At 41.1% G+C, this 23,501-nt stretch carries 19 protein-coding genes; 12 read left to right on the forward strand and 7 right to left on the reverse strand.

From position 1 onward, the window contains the following. Positions 1 to 357 precede the first annotated feature (357 nt). On the forward strand, positions 358 to 1,026 hold the full coding sequence (locus A4245_RS13160) for a hypothetical protein (protein WP_067728670.1): 669 nt from the start codon (positions 358 to 360) through the stop codon (positions 1,024 to 1,026). A 90-nt stretch (positions 1,027 to 1,116) separates the two neighbouring features. Here A4245_RS13160 and A4245_RS13165 read toward each other — a convergent pair whose 3' ends face one another. Next, the gene (locus A4245_RS13165; RefSeq protein ID WP_067728672.1) at positions 1,117 to 2,457 is read right to left on the reverse strand and encodes a CoA-disulfide reductase; all 1,341 of its coding nucleotides are present in this window, start codon (positions 2,455 to 2,457) and stop codon (positions 1,117 to 1,119) included. Positions 2,458 to 2,565: 108 nt separating this feature from the next. Further along, positions 2,566 to 3,909 (reverse strand): sodium-dependent transporter, encoded by a 1,344-nt coding sequence (locus A4245_RS13170; protein WP_067728673.1) that lies wholly within the window; start codon positions 3,907 to 3,909, stop codon positions 2,566 to 2,568. A 1,033-nt stretch (positions 3,910 to 4,942) separates the two neighbouring features. Between A4245_RS13170 and A4245_RS13175 the strand changes: the two genes are divergently transcribed. The 3 genes from A4245_RS13175 to A4245_RS13185 are packed head-to-tail and all read left to right on the forward strand — an operon-like array spanning position 4,943 to position 8,034. Beyond that, a complete protein-coding gene (locus tag A4245_RS13175; protein ID WP_067728675.1) occupies positions 4,943 to 6,442 on the forward strand; it encodes an aldehyde dehydrogenase family protein in 1,500 nt (499 codons plus the stop codon). 28 nt (positions 6,443 to 6,470) lie between these two features. Further along, complete coding sequence (locus A4245_RS13180; RefSeq protein WP_267886918.1) at positions 6,471 to 7,658, forward strand: saccharopine dehydrogenase family protein; 1,188 nt, start codon at positions 6,471 to 6,473, stop codon at positions 7,656 to 7,658. Between the two features lie 43 nt (positions 7,659 to 7,701). Next, on the forward strand, positions 7,702 to 8,034 hold the full coding sequence (locus tag A4245_RS13185; protein ID WP_067728679.1) for a DUF3870 domain-containing protein: 333 nt from the start codon (positions 7,702 to 7,704) through the stop codon (positions 8,032 to 8,034). Positions 8,035 to 8,072: 38 nt separating this feature from the next. Here A4245_RS13185 and A4245_RS13190 read toward each other — a convergent pair whose 3' ends face one another. From A4245_RS13190 to mreBH, 3 genes are all read right to left on the reverse strand, one after another. Further along, positions 8,073 to 9,278 carry an acyl-CoA dehydrogenase family protein gene (locus A4245_RS13190; RefSeq protein WP_067728681.1) on the reverse strand — a complete coding sequence of 402 codons (1,206 nt, stop codon included), beginning with the start codon at positions 9,276 to 9,278 and terminating at the stop codon, positions 8,073 to 8,075. Positions 9,279 to 9,293: 15 nt separating this feature from the next. After that, complete coding sequence (locus A4245_RS13195; protein ID WP_067728683.1) at positions 9,294 to 10,451, reverse strand: CaiB/BaiF CoA transferase family protein; 1,158 nt, start codon at positions 10,449 to 10,451, stop codon at positions 9,294 to 9,296. Between the two features lie 471 nt (positions 10,452 to 10,922). After that, entirely contained in the window at positions 10,923 to 11,930 is a 1,008-nt protein-coding gene (gene mreBH / locus A4245_RS13200) for a rod-share determining protein MreBH (protein ID WP_067728686.1), read from the reverse strand. A 456-nt stretch (positions 11,931 to 12,386) separates the two neighbouring features. Here mreBH and A4245_RS13205 point away from each other — a divergent pair, with 456 nt between their 5' ends. The 3 genes from A4245_RS13205 to A4245_RS13215 all read left to right on the forward strand — a co-directional run bounded on the left by A4245_RS13205 (position 12,387) and on the right by A4245_RS13215 (position 15,429). Then, complete coding sequence (locus tag A4245_RS13205; RefSeq protein WP_067728688.1) at positions 12,387 to 13,292, forward strand: CAP domain-containing protein; 906 nt, start codon at positions 12,387 to 12,389, stop codon at positions 13,290 to 13,292. A 411-nt stretch (positions 13,293 to 13,703) separates the two neighbouring features. Continuing rightward, the gene (locus tag A4245_RS13210) at positions 13,704 to 14,699 is read left to right on the forward strand and encodes a glutaminase (protein WP_067728690.1); all 996 of its coding nucleotides are present in this window, start codon (positions 13,704 to 13,706) and stop codon (positions 14,697 to 14,699) included. A 64-nt stretch (positions 14,700 to 14,763) separates the two neighbouring features. Next, on the forward strand, positions 14,764 to 15,429 hold the full coding sequence (locus tag A4245_RS13215; protein ID WP_067728692.1) for an SOS response-associated peptidase: 666 nt from the start codon (positions 14,764 to 14,766) through the stop codon (positions 15,427 to 15,429). Positions 15,430 to 15,477: 48 nt separating this feature from the next. Here A4245_RS13215 and A4245_RS13220 read toward each other — a convergent pair whose 3' ends face one another. Beyond that, a complete protein-coding gene (locus A4245_RS13220; protein WP_067728694.1) occupies positions 15,478 to 16,842 on the reverse strand; it encodes an alanine/glycine:cation symporter family protein in 1,365 nt (454 codons plus the stop codon). A gap of 773 nt (positions 16,843 to 17,615) precedes the next feature. Here A4245_RS13220 and A4245_RS13225 point away from each other — a divergent pair. From A4245_RS13225 to A4245_RS13235, 3 genes are read left to right on the forward strand one after another with little or no spacing between them, the layout of a single operon-like run. After that, positions 17,616 to 18,089 (forward strand): low molecular weight protein-tyrosine-phosphatase, encoded by a 474-nt coding sequence (locus A4245_RS13225; protein ID WP_067728696.1) that lies wholly within the window; start codon positions 17,616 to 17,618, stop codon positions 18,087 to 18,089. Between the two features lie 14 nt (positions 18,090 to 18,103). Continuing rightward, the gene (locus tag A4245_RS13230) at positions 18,104 to 18,400 is read left to right on the forward strand and encodes a YtxH domain-containing protein (RefSeq protein WP_067728698.1); all 297 of its coding nucleotides are present in this window, start codon (positions 18,104 to 18,106) and stop codon (positions 18,398 to 18,400) included. A 31-nt stretch (positions 18,401 to 18,431) separates the two neighbouring features. After that, a complete protein-coding gene (locus A4245_RS13235; RefSeq protein ID WP_067728700.1) occupies positions 18,432 to 19,265 on the forward strand; it encodes a YihY/virulence factor BrkB family protein in 834 nt (277 codons plus the stop codon). 184 nt (positions 19,266 to 19,449) lie between these two features. On the opposite strand, the gene A4245_RS13240 is transcribed toward A4245_RS13235, so the two are convergent. Continuing rightward, the gene (locus A4245_RS13240; protein ID WP_084268796.1) at positions 19,450 to 21,387 is read right to left on the reverse strand and encodes a heavy metal translocating P-type ATPase; all 1,938 of its coding nucleotides are present in this window, start codon (positions 21,385 to 21,387) and stop codon (positions 19,450 to 19,452) included. 306 nt (positions 21,388 to 21,693) lie between these two features. Here A4245_RS13240 and A4245_RS13245 point away from each other — a divergent pair, with 306 nt between their 5' ends. Beyond that, the gene (locus tag A4245_RS13245) at positions 21,694 to 22,587 is read left to right on the forward strand and encodes a transporter substrate-binding domain-containing protein (protein ID WP_067728704.1); all 894 of its coding nucleotides are present in this window, start codon (positions 21,694 to 21,696) and stop codon (positions 22,585 to 22,587) included. A gap of 28 nt (positions 22,588 to 22,615) precedes the next feature. Further along, a complete protein-coding gene (locus A4245_RS13250) occupies positions 22,616 to 23,299 on the forward strand; it encodes an amino acid ABC transporter permease (RefSeq protein ID WP_067728706.1) in 684 nt (227 codons plus the stop codon). Positions 23,300 to 23,501: the final 202 nt, after the last annotated feature.

A 23,501-nucleotide genomic window follows, 5' to 3' on the forward strand; every position in this document is an offset into this window, starting at 1 on the left:
TAATCCTTGTTGTATTAGTAGTTTCTACGATATGGACAAAAACATAACTATTCATAAGATTACAAGAGCAATGCATGCACTGGTAATGCTGACTGCAGGAAATCAATCTCCATTTATCTCCCAAGCTCCAGAAGAGACATATGTGGTTGAATAAACCTAGTACCGAAGCAAGTATATTTTTTAGACGGGTTTGGCGAAGCAGGTACAGAATTGTCTTATGCACCTATGGGAAAAATTGCGCGATATTAAAATTTCTATGTTTAAAAGCCTATATAATAAGGGAAAATAACCGTGGACTGTATTTATTATTAAAAATCGTTATAATGAACTCAAGGATTCATATGAGGAGGAAACGAAATGAAGCTGTATCAAGTAAGAAAAGGGCAATTTGTATTTTATGAAAATGAACTCCACAAAGTGTATTCAGTGAAACCAATGTTCAAAAAGTCAATTCACATGTATCGTTTGAAGGATATGAAACAGGTTCTGACAAAGTCCAGTGAAATCCAACATTATAAACCGCAGCACAATGATACGTTCATTTTCTACGGGAAACGCTATACAATTGACCAGTATGCAAAGCCACAACCGGGCGATTATATTCTGATCGTAAAACCCGCACCGGATTTTCTTGACCACTACTCGCTGAATGAAATCGAAAAAGTGGAAAGTGTCGAGGATGGAAATGTAATAACGACACGTGATAATGGAGTTAAACATAACGAATACGTAGTCATGGTTCCTGGCAGACAGGATGCAAGTCAGGAAATAGCATACTATGATAAAAATCTGGTACCAGAAGAGCAGCAGCTGCAGGATGAATCCATTAGTTACCTTGCTGAAAATGATGAGACATTAAAACCGGCTGTAGGAGATATCTATCTGGATGTTCGAAATAATACGAAAGCAATGATTGTGGCTATGACAGAAGATGAAATCGTATTTGGCCATGGCGTCCAAGTTCATGTAGCAGAATTGTTGGATGAGAAAAGCTACGAACTGATCTACCAATTTGAAGTCGATTGAGATTCACACTTAAAATAGAGAAATCCGACCACTTAAGAGTCAGGATTTCTCTATTTTTAATGGACATGAAATGAAGCTTTTCTAAGTTTTTTAATTTAACTCCTCTTGTGCTTTATAGCCTATTATATTGATTGGATCTTTGGAACTGGAATAGACTGGCGAATAACCGAGTTCCAGTTCAGAAAGGTTATTTACTGTCAATCTTCCCTTAATGGCGGTAGCAAGGACTGCCATCCGTTTATCGACACCCTCATACCCAACAACATTGGCACCATACAGTAAACCGGTATCGCCATTGTAAAAGATCTTAATCCACAATTTCTTCGAATCGGGATAGTATGCGGCATGTGAATAAGCAGAAAGCTTCGTATGCTTAAATATTCTTCCCTCTTCTTCCAGTGTTGCACTGTTATGACCAGTAGCAGCAACCGTTAGGTCAAGGACTTTTAAAATGGAAGATCCCAGGTTTCCTTGATATGGTACAGGATTGTTACTCAAGTGACTGGAAATAATATATGCCTGTCTGTGCGCTGGCCATGCAAGTGCGATTTTTTTCGGTGAGCCGGTCAGAAAATCACGAACTTCAACGGCATCCCCCAAGGCATAGATGTCTGGGTCATTTGTTTGCATAAATTCATTGACCGCTATCGCTCCAGAGTTTCCAAGCTCCAATGAGGCTTCTGCAGCAAGCTTTGTGTTCGGTTTAATGCCGACTGCCAATATCGTCATATCGGTATTAATTTTTTTCCCGCTGTTTAATACCAATGTTTTTCCATCATTTTCGAAGGCCGCTAAACCATCATTTAAGAGAACTTCGATATTTTTTTCCTTCAGATGATCCTCGACAATTTCAGCCATATCACCATCAACACTTTTGATCAGGTGTGGGGAGCGGTCTATGATGGTACAATTTAACTTTAATGCATGCAGATTTTCAAGCATTTCCAAACCGATAAAGCCGCCTCCAATGATTGTCGTCTTTTCAGGATGGGAGCTGCTGATAAATTCATTGATCCGGTCCATATCCTCGATTGTCCTCAATGTGAACGTGCGGCTGTTATCAATTCCTTCCACATTCGGAACAATTGGCGATGCTCCGGGAGAGAGAATTAATTTGTCATAGGATGTTTCATTGCTAGTCCCGTTGCGTTTATATTGAATGGTTTTATGTCTCCTGTTAATGGACATGACTTCCGTGTCTATATGGACGTTCACATTATATTTTTCGGCAAATTTCTCCACTGGGTATAATAGCGTATCCCGTTTCTCTACCGTACCACCAATATGATATGGCATACCGCAATTGGCAAAAGAAATATACCCGCACTTTTCGAACAGAAAAATTTCTGCGTCTTTATCAGTTCTGCGTATTTGGGAAGCGACGGTAGCTCCTCCGCCAACACCACCGACAATTACAATTTTCTGAGGCATTGAATTCTCTCCTTTAGGTAAGTTTCACATATTTTCCCGGTTCATATACTCCATTTAAGCTTCCATCGAAATCCAAGCTTGGAAAAAATAAACGATATCAATATATATTTATAATACCCCTAAAGAGCTAAGAAAAACGATTATTATCGTGACAGGGACGACCCAGCGCATCAGCTGAAACCATATTTGATACGTACTGTACGGTAAATTATGGCCATAAGAAAATTCCTGCTTGATCAACGTCTTATCCATTCTGAAACCGATAAACAAAGCAATGAACAGACATCCGGCCGGAAGCATAATGTTGCTTACCAAAAAGTCGCTGGCATCGAAAACAGTGAGACCAAATAGTTTGAAGTCAGAAAGCAGGTTGGAAGATAATGCAGCGGGAATACCTGCTATGAAAACAATTAACCCGGCGATGATAGAAACCTTTTTACGTGATCTTTCCGTATTCTCCGTAAATGCTGATGTAATGATTTCGAGCATGCTGAACGAAGAGGTTAAAACAGCAAATAGAAACAACAGTAAAAATAAGCTTAGGAAAATTTCACCGAACGGCATCTGGGCAAAAGCCTCAGGAAGTACGATGAAAAGTAGTCCAGGACCTTCCGCCGGTTCCAGTCCAAAGGCAAATACAACCGGAAATATTGCAAGACCTGCGAGCAAGGATACGAAAATATTCATCAGTCCTACAGACCCTGCAGCTGCTGGCAGGCTGACGTCTTTTTTCAGATAAGAGCTGTAAGTGACCATAACGGAGATACCGACAGCTAAGGAAAAGAATGCTTGTCCAAGTGCGTAGAGTACATTTTCCCCCGTTAGCTTGGAGAAATCAGGCTGGAGGAAAAAACGGATGCCTTCCATTGCTCCTTCAAATGTAACGGAACGAATAACGATAACAATAAAGAATACAAATAGTAATGGCATTAAAAGTTTACTAGATTTCTCGATTCCATCTTTTATTCCATACGAAATAACAATGATATTGATAAGCACGAATAATGCCAGTCCCATAACAGTTATAAAGGGATTTCCAGTGACTGCAGCAAATAGCTCAGGATAGTTTACATTGTCTTGAATAACCATTCCTGGTACGGATAGGGCACTGTAAATCAATACCCATCCACCTACTACACTGTAGAAGGACATGAGGATGAAAGCTCCCACCACACCCCAGATACCGATAAAAGACCACGGGGATTTTGGAGCGAGTGTCTTGTATGCACTGACAGCTTCCTTCTGTGCGCCTCTGCCGATAATAAATTCTGCGATCAGTAATGGAAGGCCAATAATAATCGTGAATGCAATAAACACGAGGAAAAATGCGCCTCCACCATTCATTCCAGTCATATAAGGGAATTTCCAGATTGCTCCGAGGCCAATTGCTGCGCCTGCTGATGATAATATAAAGCCGAGCTTCGTCGACCATTGATCTTTTTTCTTATCCATGATGTCTATATCCTTTCTGTCCTAAGAAATATCTATTTAGTATAACATACACGGGTTCTGCTTTAAATTTAGGAAAACAGACATTTTACGTTTAACCCAGTTACCTATTGGAACTTATTTATTGTCAAAGTTGATTGGTAAATAACTCAACTTTCGCACCAAGAAAATTAGCTTAAACAGTTAACTGGGTTAAACTTGGAATGTCTCTAATAATCCCCTTGCGAACCTGATGAAAATAAAGCTATTTACAAGATGGTTTGCTTTTTAATTATTGCATAGTTGATAGAGAATGCGTCACAGCCTAATGAGCATCTTCGGTGACCGCTCTGGGAAATACACTGCGCTTTTCGCGGGCGGCTGGTGAGCCAACTTGCGCTAAAGCGCTGCGCTGTCTCACCTATGCCTCTGCTCCCGCAGAAGTCTCCGTGTATTTCCCCGAGCTAAATTGAAGATTGCTGCTAATTACTATTCATGTAGTAGCAGGAATAGCATCATACAGCTTCACCAGACCGGGTGAGCGGGCGGGCGGTGACTCCTGCGGGAAAAGCACGTGTCCGAAGACCAGAAGAGTGGTTTTCTCTTGGGGGCTGAGGCCGTGCCCGCGGAAAGCATCCGCCCAGAGCGATCCCGGACGGCAGCAGATGCACATATCTCCTAAAAAAACCTGAGTTACTTCGCAGTTTACACAAACTGCGAATAAAAAGCTGTGAAACTAAAAGAACGATGGGGTACAGGTGTATCCAGGCTACTCAGTGCAAATAGTTAATCCAAAGTCAACTTCAGCAGTGCAACTCACGCCATCCTAATTCTGCCAAGGCTTATTTATCTATTTCCTTCTGCGAAAGTTGAGTAAATAATAAAATAGATGGTTTCTGATAACAAAATTCAGTATTTTAAAAACAGTTGTACAATTGGATTGTACTCATTTATACTTAAGATGTAAGTCTTTAATTGATAAGCGTGTGCCCTTACTGCAGTAGTCTTAAGTATTTGGGGATAGAATTTCATTTACTTATAAGGAGGGAAAATGATTATGACAGCGTTATCATTGGATGTTCAGAAACTTAGTAACTATATTAATGGAGAATGGGTGGAAGTAAATAACACGACGGCCGTAATCAATCCAGCAACAGGGGAGGAAATCGTCCAAGTACCCTTATCTGAAGCGGAAAGTGTGGATGCTGCAGTACAGGCAGCAAAGAAAGCACAGAAAGATTGGGCTCTTGTTCCTGCTCCGCAACGCGCGGAAGTATTATATCGTATCGGTTATATGATGAAAGAGCGTAAAGAAAGATTGTCTCAATTGCTCACGATGGAAAATGGCAAGGTAATTGAAGAGGCACGCGGGGAAGTTCAGGAAGGAATCGATATGGCGTTTTATATGGCAGGTGAAGGACGGCGTTTATTCGGCCAGACTACGCCAGCCGAGCTGAAGGATAAATTTGCAATGAGTCAACGCTGCCCTGTCGGAGTTGTCGGGATTATCACACCATGGAATTTTCCGATTGCGATTGCCACCTGGAAGTCATTCCCAGCCATCGTTTCGGGAAATGCTGTTATTTGGAAGCCTGCAACTGAAACACCGATCATGGCCTATGAGCTTGCTAAAATTTTTGAAGAGGCTGGACTTCCTAAAGGAATTGTCAATGTTATATTTGGGAAAGGATCAGTTGTAGGAGATGCGATGGTACATCATGATGATATTCGTGTCATTTCTTTTACAGGTTCAAATGATACTGGCCGAAATATTGCAAGCGAATGTGGGAAGCAGTTAAAGAAAGTTTCCCTCGAAATGGGAGGAAAGAATGCAGTTATCGTGATGGATGATGCTGATTTGGACCTTGCTGTTGAAGGAATTTTATGGAGTGCTTTCGGAACTAGTGGACAACGCTGTACTGCCTGCAGCCGCGTGATCGTCCATGAAAAAGTAAAGCAAACACTTGAGGAAAGATTGCTTGCTGCAATGGATGGGCTGTCGATTGGTAATGGGTTGGATGAATCGATTAAGGTAGGGCCGATTATTAATCAGGCAGGGATAGATAAAATCAAGCGCTACATTGAAATAGGGAAAGAAGAGGGAGCGAGGTTACTTGCAGGTGGATATGAACTTACGGAGGGAGATCATCAAAAAGGATACTATTTTGCACCGACATTATTTACCGATGTCAGCGCTGAAATGAGAATTGCGCAGGAAGAAATTTTCGGTCCGGTTGTCTCTCTTATATCTGTAAAGAGCTTTGAAGAGGCGATTGACGTAAATAATGGGGTAACATATGGTCTTTCCAGTTCAATATTCACCAATGATGTGAATCGTGTGTTTAAAGCACAACGTGACCTCGATACAGGGATCGTTTATGTAAATGCAGGAACTACCGGGGCTGAGATTCATCTGCCATTTGGAGGCACAAAAGGTACTGGAAATGGACATAGAGACTCAGGCATCCAGGCTTTGGATGTGTTTACGGAGTGGAAGGCAATTTATGTGGATTACAGCGGAAAACTGCAGCGCGCACAGATCGATGTGGAATCATAAGCTACCATAGAGTGACATATCAAAAAAACTGCAGGGAGTGAATGATATGAAAATTGGAGTACTTGGCTCCGGGTTAATGGGAAAGGAAACAGCACGTGATCTTGCAGCAAGTGAAGGAGTTGCTTCCGTAGGTCTTGCAGATATCGATATCCATCGCGCGCAATCAGTTTGTAATCAGCTCAATTCACCTAAAATAAAAGCATATCAGGTTAATGCAGCGAACAAAGAAGAACTTGCCGACTATATGAGTAACTTTGATGTGATTGTTAATGCACTGTTTTATTCATTTAATGAAATTGTAGCGAAAACAGCTATTGAAGTTGGGGTATGCTCCGTAGACCTGGGGGGACATATCGGGCATATGACGGACAAAGTACTTATGATGGATGCAGAAGCAAAAGCGGCAGGAGTAACACTCATACCCGACCTTGGTGTGGCGCCAGGTATGATCAATATTCTCTCCGGTTATGGTGCAAGTAAATTGGATCACGTGAAATCCATCAAGCTATTTGTGGGAGGTATTCCAGTTAAGCCAGAACCCCCATTTGAATATAATCACGTATTTTCCATGGAAGGCGTCTTTGACCATTATACTGACCCATCCTTAATAATAAGGAATGGTATCAGACAGGAAATTCCATCACTTAGTGAGGTTGAAACAATCCATTTTGAAAAATTCGGCCCGCTTGAAGCTTTCCATACATCAGGGGGAACTTCCACGCTCCCTCTTTCTTTTCCGAATGTGGAAACATTGGAATATAAAACGATTCGCTATCCGGGCCATGCGGAAAAGTTTAAGCTGCTCGTTGATTTAAATCTGACAAGAAATGATTATGAAGTTGAAGTGAACGGTAAAATGATCAGTCCCCGGGAAGTGTTTTTAAAAGTTCTCGATCCTATCGTAAAACTGGGGGAAAAAGATGATGCGGTGCTATTGAGGGTTATTGTGGCAGGGGAAAAGGGGAGTGCTGAAGCCTCCTGCAAATATGAACTGGCAACATATAAAGATCGGAAAACGAATGTTACCGCTATGGCAAGGGCAACCGCAAACACGATTTCTGTTGTCGCTCAAATGATCGGAAACGGAACTATTTCCAAGAAAGGTGTTTACCCACCTGAACAAATTGTTCCTGGAGAACAGTATATTAAGGAAATGGCAGATCGCGGCGTGCAAATTGTCGAATCGGTGCTTGTTGAAAATACTGCATCTGTTTAAAGATGTTAAGCAATAAGTTGACAGTGAAAGGAATGACCAATTAGTGAAAACAGTTTTTATTGCAGGACACGCAAGACTGCCATCAGGCATGGCCGCTAAGAGCATCTATGAAACGCTGACAATTACGGCTGAAATCGATAAAAAATACGGGGTCATCGTTACAGCAAATTGTACACTGGCAACAGATCACGGGAGAGAATTCGTTCAACAATTGCTGAGAGGTCATAGTCTTCAGGATGGATTAAAAAAGCCACTTGAAGAAGTTAAAACGCATTATTTAGGTAAAGCAGGCAATGCAGTTGCCAGTGCGCTTACAGATTTATACAAACAGTACGAAAACTATATAAGGAATCAGGAAACCCACCCTCATGAATGAGGGTGGGCTTTTGCTAGGTTGGTAGGTGGTCAAAACTATTAAACTAATTCAGTCTGACCATCCCAGGCAGGAAGCATTTTGTTCAATTGCCTATCTTCCCGGTAGCCAAGCACATATTCTGCCTGCATAATGGTATGGATTTCCCTTGTTCCCTCATAAATGACCGGAGCTTTTGAATTACGTAAATAACGCTCCACCGGATATTCATCGGAGTACCCATAAGCACCATGAATCTGTAATGCATCATCTGCTGCTTTATTTGCAAAGTCACAAGCCTGCCACTTGGCAAGGGAGGTTTCTCTCGTATTTCGCTTACCTTGATTCTTCAATTCACCTGCACGGTAGACCAATAACCTGCTCATTTGATATCCCGCTTCCATTTTTGCTATCATCTGCTGAACGAGCTGATGTCTTCCGATTTCTTTTCCAAATGTTTTTCTCTCATGACAGTATTTGATGCTTGATTCAAGACAGGCCATGATTTGCCCAACAGCACCTGCTGCCACCGTAAAGCGACCATTATCCAAGGCAGCCATTGCAATCTTGAATCCTTCCCCCTCTTCACCAAGAAGGTTCTCTTCAGGAACCTTCACATTTTCAAAAAATAATTCCCCGGTATTTCCAGAACGTATACCATGCTTCCCTTTGATAGCCTTTGAGGAGAACCCTTCCCAGGAGCGTTCTACGATAAATGCTGATATTCCTTTATGTTTCTCTGTACGATCACCTGTGTAGGCAAACACGATGAAATTATCAGCAGTATCACAAAGGGAAATCCATGTTTTCTGTCCATTTAAAATGTAGTGGTCGTCCTCTTTAACAGCGGTGGATTGTAGTGATGCAACATCAGAACCTGCTCCTGGCTCTGTAAGGCCGAATGCACCAATTTTATCCCCTTTTGCCTGGGGTTTAAGATATTTTTGTTTTTGTTTTTCATTCCCCCACTGAAGCAGTGTCATGCTGTTCAGACCAGTGTGAACGGAAACGGCGGTTCGGAAAGCTGTGTCACCACGTTCAAGTTCTTCGCACACGATGGCGAGCGAATTATAATCCATCCCGCTTCCACCGTATTCTTCTGGAATGCAAACTCCCATTAACCCCAGATCTGCAAGTTTCTTCATGATTGTGGGGTCAAATTTTCCATCGCGGTCCCAATCAGCAATATATGGCATGATTTCCTTGTCCGTAAAGCTTCTCACCGTTTGGCGCAGCATTTTTTGTTCTTCCGTAAATTCAAAGTTCATAAAATCATCTCCTTATTAGTCGTTTTCCATTGTCCTTATTTTTGAGAGTATTTCACTATTGTGCTCACCGGGATCTGGTGGAGGAAGATCATAGCTTACAGGCGTTCTGGATAGCTTCAGGGGGCTGCCAATTACTTTTACCGTGCCTGCGGTAGGATGCTCGTAATCAACAAACATTTCCCTTTCCTGTAGCTGCGGGTCCATATTTACTTCGGCAATATTTTGGATTGGTCCACAGGGAATATTATTTTCATGACACTTTCCCAGCCAGTATGCGGTTGGTTTGGTTAAAAATACTTCCTGCAACAACTTAACTAGTACACCCCTGTGTTCAACTCTGTCTGCATTTGTGAGAAATCTCCCATCGGTTGCTAAATCAGTCTTCTCTATTATAGAACTCAGTTTTTTAAACTGATTATCATTTCCAACTGCAATCACCATTTCTCCATCCTTTGTGGAAAATGTCTGGTATGGAACAATGTTTGCATGGCTGTTCCCAAGTGGAGAAGGGATTTTTCCGGACATTAAATAATTGCTTCCTACATTAACGAGGGAGCTTACTGCGGAATCATAAAGTGAAATATCAAGTTTTTGTCCTATTCCGGACTGTGTTCGTTCATGTAATGCAGCCTGGATGCCAATACATGCATACAAGCCTGTTAAAATATCGGTTATTGCAACACCCATTTTTTGTGGTCCTGATTCCTCTGTGCCGGTGATGCTCATTAGTCCACTCATTGCCTGGATGATGAAATCGTAACCTGGCATATTTTTGTACGGGCCAGTCTCACCGAAGCCGGTAATAGAACAATAGATTATGCCAGGATTTATCTTCGCTGCCGTCTCATAATCCAGTCCAAATCGCTCCATCGTATCCACTTTAAAATTATTGATGATAACGTCTGACTCAGCGATCAGCTGCTTGATCATAGATATCCCTTCATCAGTTTTTAAATCGATTGTGATGCTTTTTTTATTGCGGTTTGCACAAAGATAATAGGCACTTACTCCATTTTTGAAGGGGGGACCCCATCCACGAGTTTCATCACTGCCACCGGGCGCTTCCACTTTTATCACCTCAGCACCAAGGTCACCGAGGATCATCGTGCAATATGGTCCTGCAAGCACGCGGGTAAGGTCGAGAACTTTAATGCCATTTAACGCACCAGTCATATGGAACCTCCTTTCTTAAGTGATAGCGGATCCTGCCGGCAGGGGAACTTGATATTCGCTAGCCGGGCGCTTGCGCTTTTGAACGTCCAGCTCCAGCGCCTACCCCCTCGAGGTCTTAAGTAGAAACTACCTGTGGCAAAGAATGCCACTGGTAGTTTCTACTTAAGCTTGTCGGGGGTGATCAAGGCGCTTCCGCTTTTGTGCCTAAAAAAAGCCAGCTCAAAAGAATGCAGTGTTTCTGCAATTCAATTTGAACTGGCTTTTATTTGTTGATGCATTCCCTGGAAAGGGCATGCGAACAAATTAGGCAGTTAATTTTATTGTTAAGTTGCTGTCACCGTGTGTTTTAACGTGGAATACGTTTCTGCACGGCTGGTTAGTAAAGATTATACATCATTCTGAAATATTTGTAAACGTTTTCTTTTGAAAAGTTGAGAAGCTCATACAAAAATTCTGTACGAGCTGATCAGATTATTTTGCTGCTTTCTGTAATTTTCCAATCATCTTTAAAGCACGTCCAGTTCCGATTGCCACTGATTCAAGTGGGTTTGGAGCCATGTGCACTGGAACGCTGATTTCCTCAGACAGCCATTCCTGCATGCCATTTAACAGAGATCCTCCGCCTGTTAAAACAATTCCGTTATCAACGATATCCCCGCTCAACTCAGGCGGACATTCTTCCAATGTAGCACGGATTGCTTCCAGTATTTGCTCAAGAGATTCTTTGATAGCATGATAGATTTCAGTCGAAGTGATTTCAATCGTTTTAGGCAGACCGGTAACCATGTCACGGCCTCGAATATCCATCATCGTTTCTTTATGATTTGGATGCGCATATCCGACTTCCATTTTAATGTTCTCTGCCGTACGCTCACCGATTAGAATGTTGTAAGTCTTACGGATATGCTGAATAATTTCCTCGTCCATTTTATCTCCGCCAGTACGGACAGAGTTACAGGATACAATTCCTCCGAATGAAATGATCCCCACTTCGGAAGTTCCTCCACCAATATCCACAACCACATTTGCAATCGGTTCATCAACTGGAAGATCTGCCCCGATTGCCGCTGCAACAGGTTCTTCGATTAAATGAACATGCTTTGCTCCGTAGCTTGTCACTGCATTATGAATTGCACGTCGTTCAACAGTTGTACTGCCAGAAGGAGTACAAACGACTACTGTCGGTTTACGCATGGACATACCAAGCTTCTTGCTTACCTTTTTCAATAATTCCTTCAGCATTTGTGCCGTTACATCATAATCAGCAATGACGCCATCTTTTAAGGGACGGATGGGCACAATGTTTTTGGGTGTTTTACCGACCATTTCTTTTGCTTCTAAACCAACAGCAACTACTTGCTTTGTATTAATATCAATAGCCACAACAGAAGGCTCATTTAATACGACACCTTTTGTTTTTGAATAGATAAGAATATTTGCGGTACCTAAGTCAATTCCGATTTCTGCATTTGAAAACATTTTATGTTCCTCCAATAATGAGAGATTATATTATAACACTTCTATAGGAAATAACCGTTTCAGGGTAATTTTCTTCCTGTATCCGACTGGAAAGGTTTAATTGATTTTCCGATTTAAATAAAGAACGTTACTCTTAAAATTAAAACACTCAGAGAGGGAAAATCAAGTGACATTTTGGTTACAAAATATTGCAGGTTGTAACATAAACCCTTGTTATAAAAGGTGTCAACTCCATCTTTGTAGTAATATCTTCCTGCACGATAAACATTTTCCACAAGAACCGAAATAAGGTTATCAAACATTGCTATAGAAGATAAGGTTTTGAGATTGATAGGTAAAATTGTCCATAACAAAATAGCTAATATGGTAATCCCTTCCTCAATTATTACAAAAATCGTGTGATAAGATAATTTTGCACAGAAAAACAACAACAAAAATCAAAGGAGAGTGCATGGAATGTTTAAGAAAATAGGAGTTGTAACAGCACTATCAGCAACTTTATTATTCGGTGGAGCTTTTTCATCAAATGCCGAGGCTTCAGCAGATCAAAATCAGTCATTCAATACTTTATATAAAGCTTATTATTCTGTGAATGGAGATGCTGACGTAGTTTCAGAGAACGATATTCAAGGACTATTGGATAACGTATTAAATAGATTCGATATAAATTGGAACGACATCGATTGGCAGTCACTTAAAATAGAAGAAGAGAAAGAAAATAATGAAGAAGCAGCAGAAAAACAATCTGAACCAGAGAAAGTAACTGAGAAAGAAGAACCTGCAAAAGAAGAACCAGTTCAGGAACAACCAGCAGCAGAAAAGCCTGTTGAAGAAGAACCAGTAAAACAAGAACAACCGAAACAAGAACAACCAAAACAAGAACAACCGAAACAAGAACAACCAGAAGCACCAGCACAACAACCAACTCAACAACCGGCACAACCACAAGAGCAACCTAGCCAAAATCAAGAACAATCACAACAATTAAGCCAATTCGAGCAAGAAGTAGTAGAATTGACTAACCAAGAAAGAGCAAAACAAGGTTTGGCTGCATTGCAAATCGATACAGAATTAAGTAAAGTAGCTCGTGAAAAATCACGTGACATGGCAGTAAACAACTATTTCGATCATAATAGCCCAACACATGGTTCACCATTTGATATGATGAAGAGCTATGGCATCTCCTACAAGACTGCTGGTGAAAACATTGCAAAAGGACAACGTACACCTGCAGAAGTGGTAAACGCTTGGATGAATAGTGAAGGTCACCGTGCAAATATCCTAAATGGTAACTACACACACATCGGAGTAGGTTATGTTGAACAAGGTAATCACTGGACACAGCAATTTATCGGGAAGTAATGTTCAAAGTCAAGGAATCCTGTCAGCGATGTAATGACTGCTCCCTGCTGAACGTGTGGGGCGTAGATGTTAATCACAGGACCATGGCGTAACTTTAATTAAATAGCATTTACTTTTTGAGACCAGCTTAGGCTGGTCTCTTTTTTGGCAAGTAAGAAATTATAAACTTTCTTACTTGCATAAGTGCAACTAAGGCTGTCACCGAAAGGCTTTTTGCTGACAACCAAGTTTTCTAATGCTCTCTTAAGCTATTATACTTGTGAATAACACTGTTATTGCCGTTTTGCACGTCAAATTAAAACCGTTTTTGATTTCCCGGATCTCTTATTAATTTTGCACGAAAATGGGTAAAATAGAAGGATACAGGGTATACCCCAAATACAGAGACATATCACTAATGAGGTGTAGTAAATGGTACAAGGGTCAGCTAATTTAAATACAGAAGTCAATGAAAAATGGCTGCAGGAATATATCGACAGCTGGGTGGATTTTTTTAAGAAGCAGACTGTTGACGGAGAGGTGGCCGACTACATACCTATACTGGCAAGAGCAGACCAGGAAGCGCTGGGGATTTCGATTATAGGAAAAAACGGACTAACCATCAGGTCGGGCATTACAGAGGAAAAGTTTACAATCCAAAGCATTTCAAAAGTGCTGACATTTATTGTAGCATGTATGGAAAGAGGGTTGGCCTATGTGCTGAATCGTGTCGATGTAGAACCAACAGGGGAAGCCTTCAACTCCATCATGCATTTGCAAATATCTCAGCCTAAAAAACCGTTTAATCCATTGGTCAATTCCGGAGCCCTTACCGTATCATCCATGCTTGAGGGAAAGACCTCTGACCAAAAATTGGAGACACTTTTCCTCCTCTTAGAAAAAATAATCGGCTATCGTCCGGAGTTAAATATTGAGACATATGAATCTGAACGGGATACCTCCATGAGAAACCGTGCGATCGGTTACTATTTATTGGAGGGAGGCTATCTGGAATCTGATCTTGGAATAACCTTGGAAACATATTTTAAGCAATGTTCCATCGAAATAACTATTGATGACCTTGCGAGAATCGGCTTAGTATTGTCAAATGACGGCTTTGACCCATATACAAATGAAGAGATCATACCACGGGCAATAAGCCGTCTTGCAAAAGCAATGATGTTAACTTGTGGAATGTATGATGCATCAGGTAAATTTGCAGCTTACGTCGGTATTCCTGCAAAAAGTGGTGTTTCTGGTGGGATAATGGCAGTCGTGCCGCCAAGGGTGAGGGAGGATGACTTTCCATTTCTTGATGGGTGCGGAATTGGTGTCTATGGACCTTCCCTTGACAAACAGGGTAACAGCATTGCTGGAATTAAATTATTGAAGCATATTGCCAATCAATGGGATTTTAGCTTATTTTAGCAACTAAAGCATACGCCGAAGAAGCTTGGTGCATGCCAAATTTTCTGAACGGGAGGGAGACAGGATGTGCGGAAGATATACTTTGCTCGCTGATGAACTCGAAATATTGGATGAATATGGTCTGGATGAAAGTATTGATTCATTTCATCCAAGTTATAATGTAGCACCCGGACAAAATGTGCTTGCTATTATAAATGATGGTGAAAAAAGAAGGGCAGGTCATTTACGGTGGGGGCTGGTGCCTTCCTGGGCAGAAAACGAGAAAATTGGTTTTAAAATGATTAATGCCAGAAGTGAAACTGCGAATGAAAAGCCTAGTTTTAAAAAACTAATGGCCCGGAAAAGATGTTTAATTGTGGCTGATAGTTTTTATGAATGGAAAAAAACAGAGAACGAAAAGCAGCCGAAGAGAATCCAAGTAAAAGACCGGAAACTTTTTACGTTTGCAGGTCTCTGGGATAAGTGGGTTCAGGAGGATAAAACTCTATTTACATGTACGATATTAACCAAAGAGGCAAATCACTTTATGCAGGACATTCATCATCGCATGCCAATCATTTTGCCTAAAGACAATGAGGATGATTGGATCCAGCCGAATCAGCTGCAGCCGGATGAAGCTAAACAATTATTAATGAGTTTTGAGGATGAAGAATTTATTGCATACAATGTGGACTCTTATGTCAATTCGGCTAAAAACAATGACCCGCTATGCATCGAGCCGATTGCATAAACAGCATAGGTGGCTATCCAAGAGATGTCAGGATAGCCACCTTTTCATTTATGCTGACTTCGCTTTTGCAGCTTTCTCAGCTTCCTTTTCCTCTTTCGCCACTTTCATAAATTTCTTCGTTTCATATACGATCACACCGGATAGTCCCAACAGACCAATCAGGTTCGGAATTGCCATCAATGCGTTCATGATGTCAGCCATCAGCCATACTACATCAATTAATTCGATTGCTCCGTAGAATACAACCAGCACGAAAAAAATCCGATAGATGGAAATGGCTTTGTCGTTCTTAAACAGATAGCCAAAACATTTCTCGCCATAATATGACCAGCCGACAAGAGTCGAAAATGCGAAGAACACGATGGCAATCGATACTAAGTATCCGCCAGCATCACCTAAAAATGCAGAGAATGATGCACTTGTTAAAGGCGCTCCATCCAACCCGCCGGAATACATATTAGCCATAACGAGAGTGATACCTGTGATTGAACAAACGATAATCGTATCAAAAAGCACCTGTGTCATGGATACGAGACCTTGTCGTCCCGGATAGTCTGTCTTTGCTGCAGCTGCCGCAATTGGTGCAGATCCAAGACCAGCTTCATTGGAGAATACACCACGGGCAACCCCGTATCTAATGACAGTTCCCAATATCCCCCCGCCTATAGCACTTCCCGTAAACGCATCAGAAAAAATAAGTCCGATAGCAGCAGGAATCAGATCCAGGTTCAATACCATAATCACTAAACCACCGATAATATAAAATAATGCCATAATCGGCACGAAAAATGCAGTAACTCTACCGATACTCTTAATTCCTCCAAGAATTACCAAGCCAGTCAGGATAGTTAGGACAATACCTGTAACCCAGGTAGGAACACTAAAGGATGATTCTAATACATCAGAAACAGAATTGGACTGAACCATATTGCCAATTCCGAATGCTGCGATAGCACCGAAGACGGCAAAAATGACACCTAACCATTTTGCATTGAGGCCTCTTTCAAGGTAATACATTGGTCCACCTGACATTTCCCCTTTGCTGTTAACGACGCGATATTTAACAGCCAGTACAGCCTCGCCATATTTCGTCGCCATTCCGAATAGGGCTGTAATCCACATCCAAAATACTGCCCCAGGGCCACCAGCAACTACTGCTGTTGCTACCCCGACAATATTACCGGTCCCTATGGTGGCGGCCATTGCGGTTGTCAGTGCCTGATAGTGGCTAATGTCACCTTTCGACTCTTTATCTTGTCTTTTCGGGCTGAATGCATATTTCAAAGCATAAGGTAATGCTTTGATTTGCAGAAAACCCAGTCTGAAAGTTAAATATAAACCAGTTCCAACAATTAAAATCAATGTTGGAGGACCCCAAACAAAGCCACTAATTTCATTAAGTATATCCAGCATATCGTTTCCTCCTCTATCTAGTATACTATTAAATATTCCGAAAATTGCACGTTTTGTCAAGTGTGATTTGAAAATTCCCAAAAGATAATCGTTTCTGATTTCCCTCTAACTTTAAATTTTTATCTAAAAAGCTGGAACTCCGGCTACTCGTCTCACCGAAAAAAAGTAGAGATTGCAGAAAATGTGTAAACTGCGACGTAACTGCTATTTGTGTTAGAACTTGTAACGAACAAAGGAAGCAAGTTACTTCGGCGACCGCTCGGGGAAATACACTGCGCTTTCCACGGGCGGCTGGTGAGCCTCTTCATGCTACGCATTTCAGTGTCTCACCTATGCCTCTCTTCCCGTAGGAGTCTCCGTGTATTTCCCCGAGCTGGTTAGAGGATTGCTTATTATTATTTCATATATAACAGCTAAAATAACATCATACAACTACACCAGTCCGGGATTGCTCTGGCCGGTGACTCCTGCGGGAATAGCACGTGTCCGAAGACCCCGCAGAGCGGTTTTCTCGAGGAGGCCGAGGCCGTGCCCGCGGAAAGCATCCGCCCAGAGCGATCCCGGACGGCGACAAGAGCACAATTATGGTGATATATCTCCAGTTACTTCACATTTTATATCAACTATGCAGGAGCAAAAGCAGCAATAATAACGAAAATTGATTAACCTCAAACAAGCAATTTAATTAAATCGAAAAAAACCGAATACATACTTTGCTTATTGATTAGAAAGTTGCTTATAATATATTTAAAAGCAAGAAAGGTGTTATGATAATGATACGTGTATTATTTGTCTGCTTAGGTAATATTTGCCGCTCACCGATGGCGGAAGCTATATTTCGGGATCTGGTGAAAAAGGAGAATCTTCCTGATAAAATTGAAGTGGATTCCGGTGGGACCGGTGATTGGCATGTGGGAAGTGTACCACACGAAGGTACCAGGTCAATGCTGGATCAGGAAAATATTTCTTATGAAGGCTTGCTGGCCCGACAGGTTGAGGAAAACGATTGGGATGAGTTTGATTATATTATCGCAATGGATGAACAAAATATCCAAAACCTGGGCAACATACGGAAAGAAGACGATTCTATCGTGGTGGCAAAACTAATGGATTTTGTCGAAAATCCGGAGGTTGCAGATATTCCTGACCCGTATTTTACAGGGAATTTTGACTATACCTATCAGCTGGTATCAGCTGGGTGTACTCATTTACTTAATCACATAAAATCTAAACATGATCTAAATTAAAGGAGAGAATGGAAATGGGAAAACGTAAACTTTTATTAGGTATTACAGTTGGAGCGGCGGTTGGTGGAGTAACTGCATTATTTGATAGAGATACTAGGGAGTATGCAAAAGAAAAACTGGTATCAGCCCGGACAAGCTCTTCGTATTTTATGAATCATCCTTCCGAGGCCATCCATAACCTAAGAGATACTTTCGATCAGTTAAATCAAACATTTGCAAATGGTGCAGAAAATGCTATTAATGCATTGGAGCAAGTAGAAACCACGTTGGACAAAGTTACGAATAAAAAAGAAGTTAATGAAATAGAGTAAAAGAATTACATTATTATGGGGAGCGGGTGTCATGAAAAATATCGGAAGCCTAGTCAGGCAGTTTTATCAGCGGATTGAGGAAGTTGATGTGTTCGGTCTGGCAGCTCAATTAGCGTATTTTTTTCTTCTGTCACTGTTCCCTTTTTTAATATTTCTGCTTAACCTTATCGCTTATTTACCGATTAATGAGCAGTTGATTCTTCAAACTATCGATACTTTTGCTCCCAGGGAAGTAATGGACCTCATAAATGCCAACGTCAGTCAGATACTGAATGAACAAAATGGCAGCCTGCTTTCATTTAGTATAATCGGTACGCTGTGGGCTGCTTCGAATGGTGTCAACGCCATAACGAGGGCCTTCAATAGAGCCTATCGAATAGAGAAGAAACGTTCCTTTTTTAAAGACAGGCTTATTGCTATACTGCTGACCATAGCTATGATTGCAGTTATATTGGTCGCATTGCTGCTTCCCGTGTTCGGCAGGGAAATAGGCGAGTACATATTCTCTATTTTTGGTCTGTCAGCAGGATTTTTGGCTGTATGGGAAACATTGAGATGGGTAATTTCATCGGTCATATTTTTTATCGTACTGCTTTTTCTTTATAAACTTGCTCCGCATAAAAGAATTTATTTTAAAAATGTTATTTGGGGTACATTGTTTGCAACGGTTTCCTGGCAGATAGTCTCATGGGGGTTTTCTTTCTATGTAGGCAATTTCGGTGATTACTCATCTACGTATGGGAGTCTTGGTACGATAATCGTGCTGATGATATGGTTTTACCTGTTTGGAATAATCATCATTACCGGCGGTGTAATAAATGCATTTATAAGAAAATACCGTGAACAAAAGCCCGAGGCACCTTGAGGACCCTGATAAAAAGGAAGTTCGACTAATAAAACCACATCCAACGCTGAACTGACCCACGCCCTGTGAGGCCAAGCAGAAACTAAGTGGTGTTCTTTGACACAGGCAGTTTCTGTTTAAGACCTCGAGGGGACAGGCGCTCCGAGCAGGACGTTCAAAAAAGGGCTTCCAGTAGTATTGGCGGCTATTTCAGTAAACGAAGTCCATTCAGAATGACCAAAATTGTACTTCCTTCGTGGCCGATAACTCCAAGTGGAAGGTCAATCAACTGGATGTAGTTGCTTATGATCAATATTGCGATAACGCTTAATGAGAAAAAGATGTTCTGCTTAATAACCCGATTCATCCGACTGGATAAATTAATGGAATTAGTTATTTTTGATAGATCATTTTTCATCAGTACGATATCTGCTGTTTCCAGGGCGATATCGGTTCCTTCACCCATCGCTATTCCCACATTTGCACTGGCTAAAGCTGGAGCATCATTGATTCCGTCCCCGACCATCGCTACGTTACCATACTTATCCCGAAATGCTTTTACATGCTCGACTTTATCTTGCGGCAGACAATTTGCAATATAGTGATCAAGGCCAGCTTCTTCAGCAACAGCATTGGCTGTCAACTCGTTATCTCCCGTAAGCATAATGGTCTTGATCCCGTTATCTTTCAGTTTGCTGATTGCTCTTTTTGTTGTTTCACGTACAGTATCCTTGAGTGCGAAAACAGCAACAATCTTATCGTTTGCCTGTACAAACGTAATTGTCTTACCTTCAGATGCCATCGTGGTCATTGCGCCATTTCGAAACTCGCTTGCAGCATCTTTTCCCACAAAGTCTGCCTTGCCGATTTTCCAGCTCTTGTCTAGCGCCACAGCAGAAACTCCCTTGCCGCTGATGTTTTTCATATCCAATACTTCTATATCCTCCACGCTTCCTGCCTCTTCTTCACAATAGGACGTAATTGCATGTGCGAGGGGATGAGTGGATTCCTTTTCGATCGCCCCTACGGCTTTCATAATTTCCATAGCATTATAATCTGAAGAAAAAAGTGCCTCTGTAACAACTGGTTTTCCATTTGTCAATGTACCAGTTTTATCGAGAGTGATTGCTTTTATACTGCTCAGATTTTCAATATGCACGCCACCTTTAAACAGAACTCCTTTTTTGGCGGCATTTGATATGGCAGACAATGTGGCCGGAGAAATGGAGGCAACAAGGGCACATGGGGACGCCACGACAAGTAAAACCATTGCCCGGTAAATACTTTCCGACAGGGTCCATCCAAATGCCAGATAAGGAAGGAACATCATAATAGCTACCACCCCTAAGACGATATAAACATAGGCATTTTCAAATTTCTCGATAAATAATTGGGAAGGAGACTTTTCTTCCTGTGCTGACTGAACTAATTCGATTATTTTTTGAAAAAGGGTTTCGTTTGGCTTTGTTGTAATTTTTATGGTGATTGTTCCGTCAAGTGCAACCGTGCCAGAAAATACTTCATTGTCATCCCCTTTATTAAGTGGCATCGACTCACCGGTAATCGTGCTCTCATCTATGGATGAGGCACCTTTTACGATGATTCCGTCTGCCGGAATACGTTCGCCGGCCCGGACAAGAATCAAGTCATCGATCTTTAGCTCGGAAACGGGCACTTTCTTTTCCTTATTGTTATTAATTAGCAATGCTTCCTCCGGCTGCAGCTCCATTAATGAAGAAATTGCTTTATTGCTTTTATTCAAGGAATACGTTTCAAGAGCCCCGGATAATGCAAATATAAAGATGAGTATCGCACCTTCTGTCCAGTAACCAATGGAAACAGAACCAATCGCAGCGAGAATCATCAATATTTCCACATTCAGCTTCCTGGTCCGGATTGTTTCTGATATCCCTTCCTTCGCTTTTGCGTATCCACCTATCGCAAAGGCAATCAAATGAAAGGTGACCCACAACGAGTCTGATAAATGATTTCCCATTGTCCACGTTATTAAAATAATGATTCCGCTTAATAAGGCTGCAATTAATTCTATATGCTCTTTTGTTTTGTTAATGAAGTTCTCTGAGGAAAAAGATTTTTGTATCTTATTTCCTGAACTTCTTAGTATATCATGATTGATATCCATTCTCATTCACACTCCTTAATTGATAATAATAATCATTAGCAATTATTTAATGTTTCTACAAGTTCATAAGGACAGGTTATTTGAAATTAATTTTAAATTATAATTAATATAAATTAATATGTAGTATTATTATAGCACTTCATATTTTGGAGTCAATGATAATAATCAAGAATATGCCGCTTTTCCTCAATTACGAAGAATTGTTGGATCTAATGGAAATTATTAATAAATCAGATGCCTTTATTTTTAATTTTGAAACTGTTACAATTATATGAGGATTTTATATATAACAAAGGGGTGCATTAGATGAACAAATTTAATTTCTTTACACTGTTATTAGCATTTACCATAGTACTAAGTGCATGTGGCGGTTCTGATGATACAGATTCCACAAGCAGTGAAGGAGAAGGTGCAACAGAAAGTACATCAGAAGAAACTGCAGATGGCAGATGGGAAGAAATTCAAGAATCAGGAGAACTTGTTGTAGGAACGTCGGGTACTTTGATTGCATCATCTTTTTATGATGAGAATGATGAATTAACAGGGTATGATGTTGAGGTAATGCGCGAAGTTGCTGAACGTCTTGGTCTTGAAGTCAGCTTTGAAATTATGGGTATCGACAGTATGCTTCCAGCCGTACAAAACGGCAGAATTGACGTGGCAGCAAATGATGTTGAAGTTACAGACAAAAGAAAAGAAGAATTCAATTTCAGTGAGCCATATAAATATTCATATACAACCATGGCAGTCCGTGAGTCTGATAACTCAGGAATTGAAACATTGGAAGATTTAGAAGGTAAAAAAGCAGGTGGTGGTGCAACAACTATCTTCAGTCAGATAGCCGAACATTACGGTGCAGAGGTGATCACATATGGAAACGCACCTAATGAAGCGTATTTGAGTGATGTCAGTAACGGAAGAACAGATGTGGTAATCAATGATTATTACTTAACTAAATTTGGTGTAGCAGCATTTCCTGACTTTGATCTGCATCTGCACCCTACATTGATGTTCCACCCGACTGAGCAGGCAGTTGTAATTCCTAAGGGAGCTGACCAGCTCACAGAGGAAATCAATAACGTGCTGAATGAAATGCGTGAAGATGGAACACTATCTGAGTTAGCTATACAGTTTTATGAAGAAGACGCTTCCGTTATGCCTGAAGGTGATATCGAAGTAATTGAAGGATTGGAACTGTAATAAGCTTATCATTGAAGGAGAATGACAGTTGAACTTCAACGGATTTGATTTCGGAGGATTATTTGATATTGAACTAGCCATAAGAAGCCTTCCTTTCGTGTTGGGAGGCTTGCCAATGACAATTCTCATAGCCATTGCAGGTATGGGGATTGGGTTAATACTAGGGTTATTCCTTGCTCTGGCAAGAGGGTCTAAAAACATCTTGCTGCGCTGGCCATCGAGGATCTATATATCCTTTATGCGGGGAACACCAATGCTCGTATTTCTTTTTATCTTATACTTTGGGTTACCTGTTGTAGGCATAGAATTTACAGCATTGACGGCAGCCATTATTGGATTTGGCCTGAACAGCGCTGCCTATATTGCTGAAATAGACAGGTCATCTCTGAACAGTGTTGACAATGGACAATGGGAGTCGTCAAAGGCTTTGAATATGCCTTACTGGATTACACTACGGAAGATTATCTTGCCACAGGCAACCCGTATCGCTATTCCGCCTTTAACAAACGTATTTATGGATATAGTCAAGGCGACATCACTGGCGGCCGTTATCACAGTTCCGGAACTTTTCCAAAAAACACAGATTGTTGCAGGAAGAGAATTTGATGCAATGACAATGTATGTTCTTGTAGCATTAATTTACTGGCCAATTTGCATACTTATAGGATATATGCAGGAAAGATTGGAAAAACGGTACAGCAGCTTTATATAAGAAAGGGATTTACTTTATTTCTGCATAAGGGCTACTAGCCGGAAAGACTTAATATGATTACAAACTTCGGAGCTCTGAACTGCACCTCAATTGGTAGATACACTATCAATTGGAGGTGCTTTTTTATAGAGATTTTTTGCTCATATCCAACTGTTTCCGATCCGGCTTAGAGAAAGTGAAGTTATCAATGGCTCTGCTATGA

Source organism: Oceanobacillus damuensis, from assembly GCF_001618145.1.
Lineage (GTDB): Bacteria > Bacillota > Bacilli > Bacillales > Amphibacillaceae > Oceanobacillus > Oceanobacillus damuensis.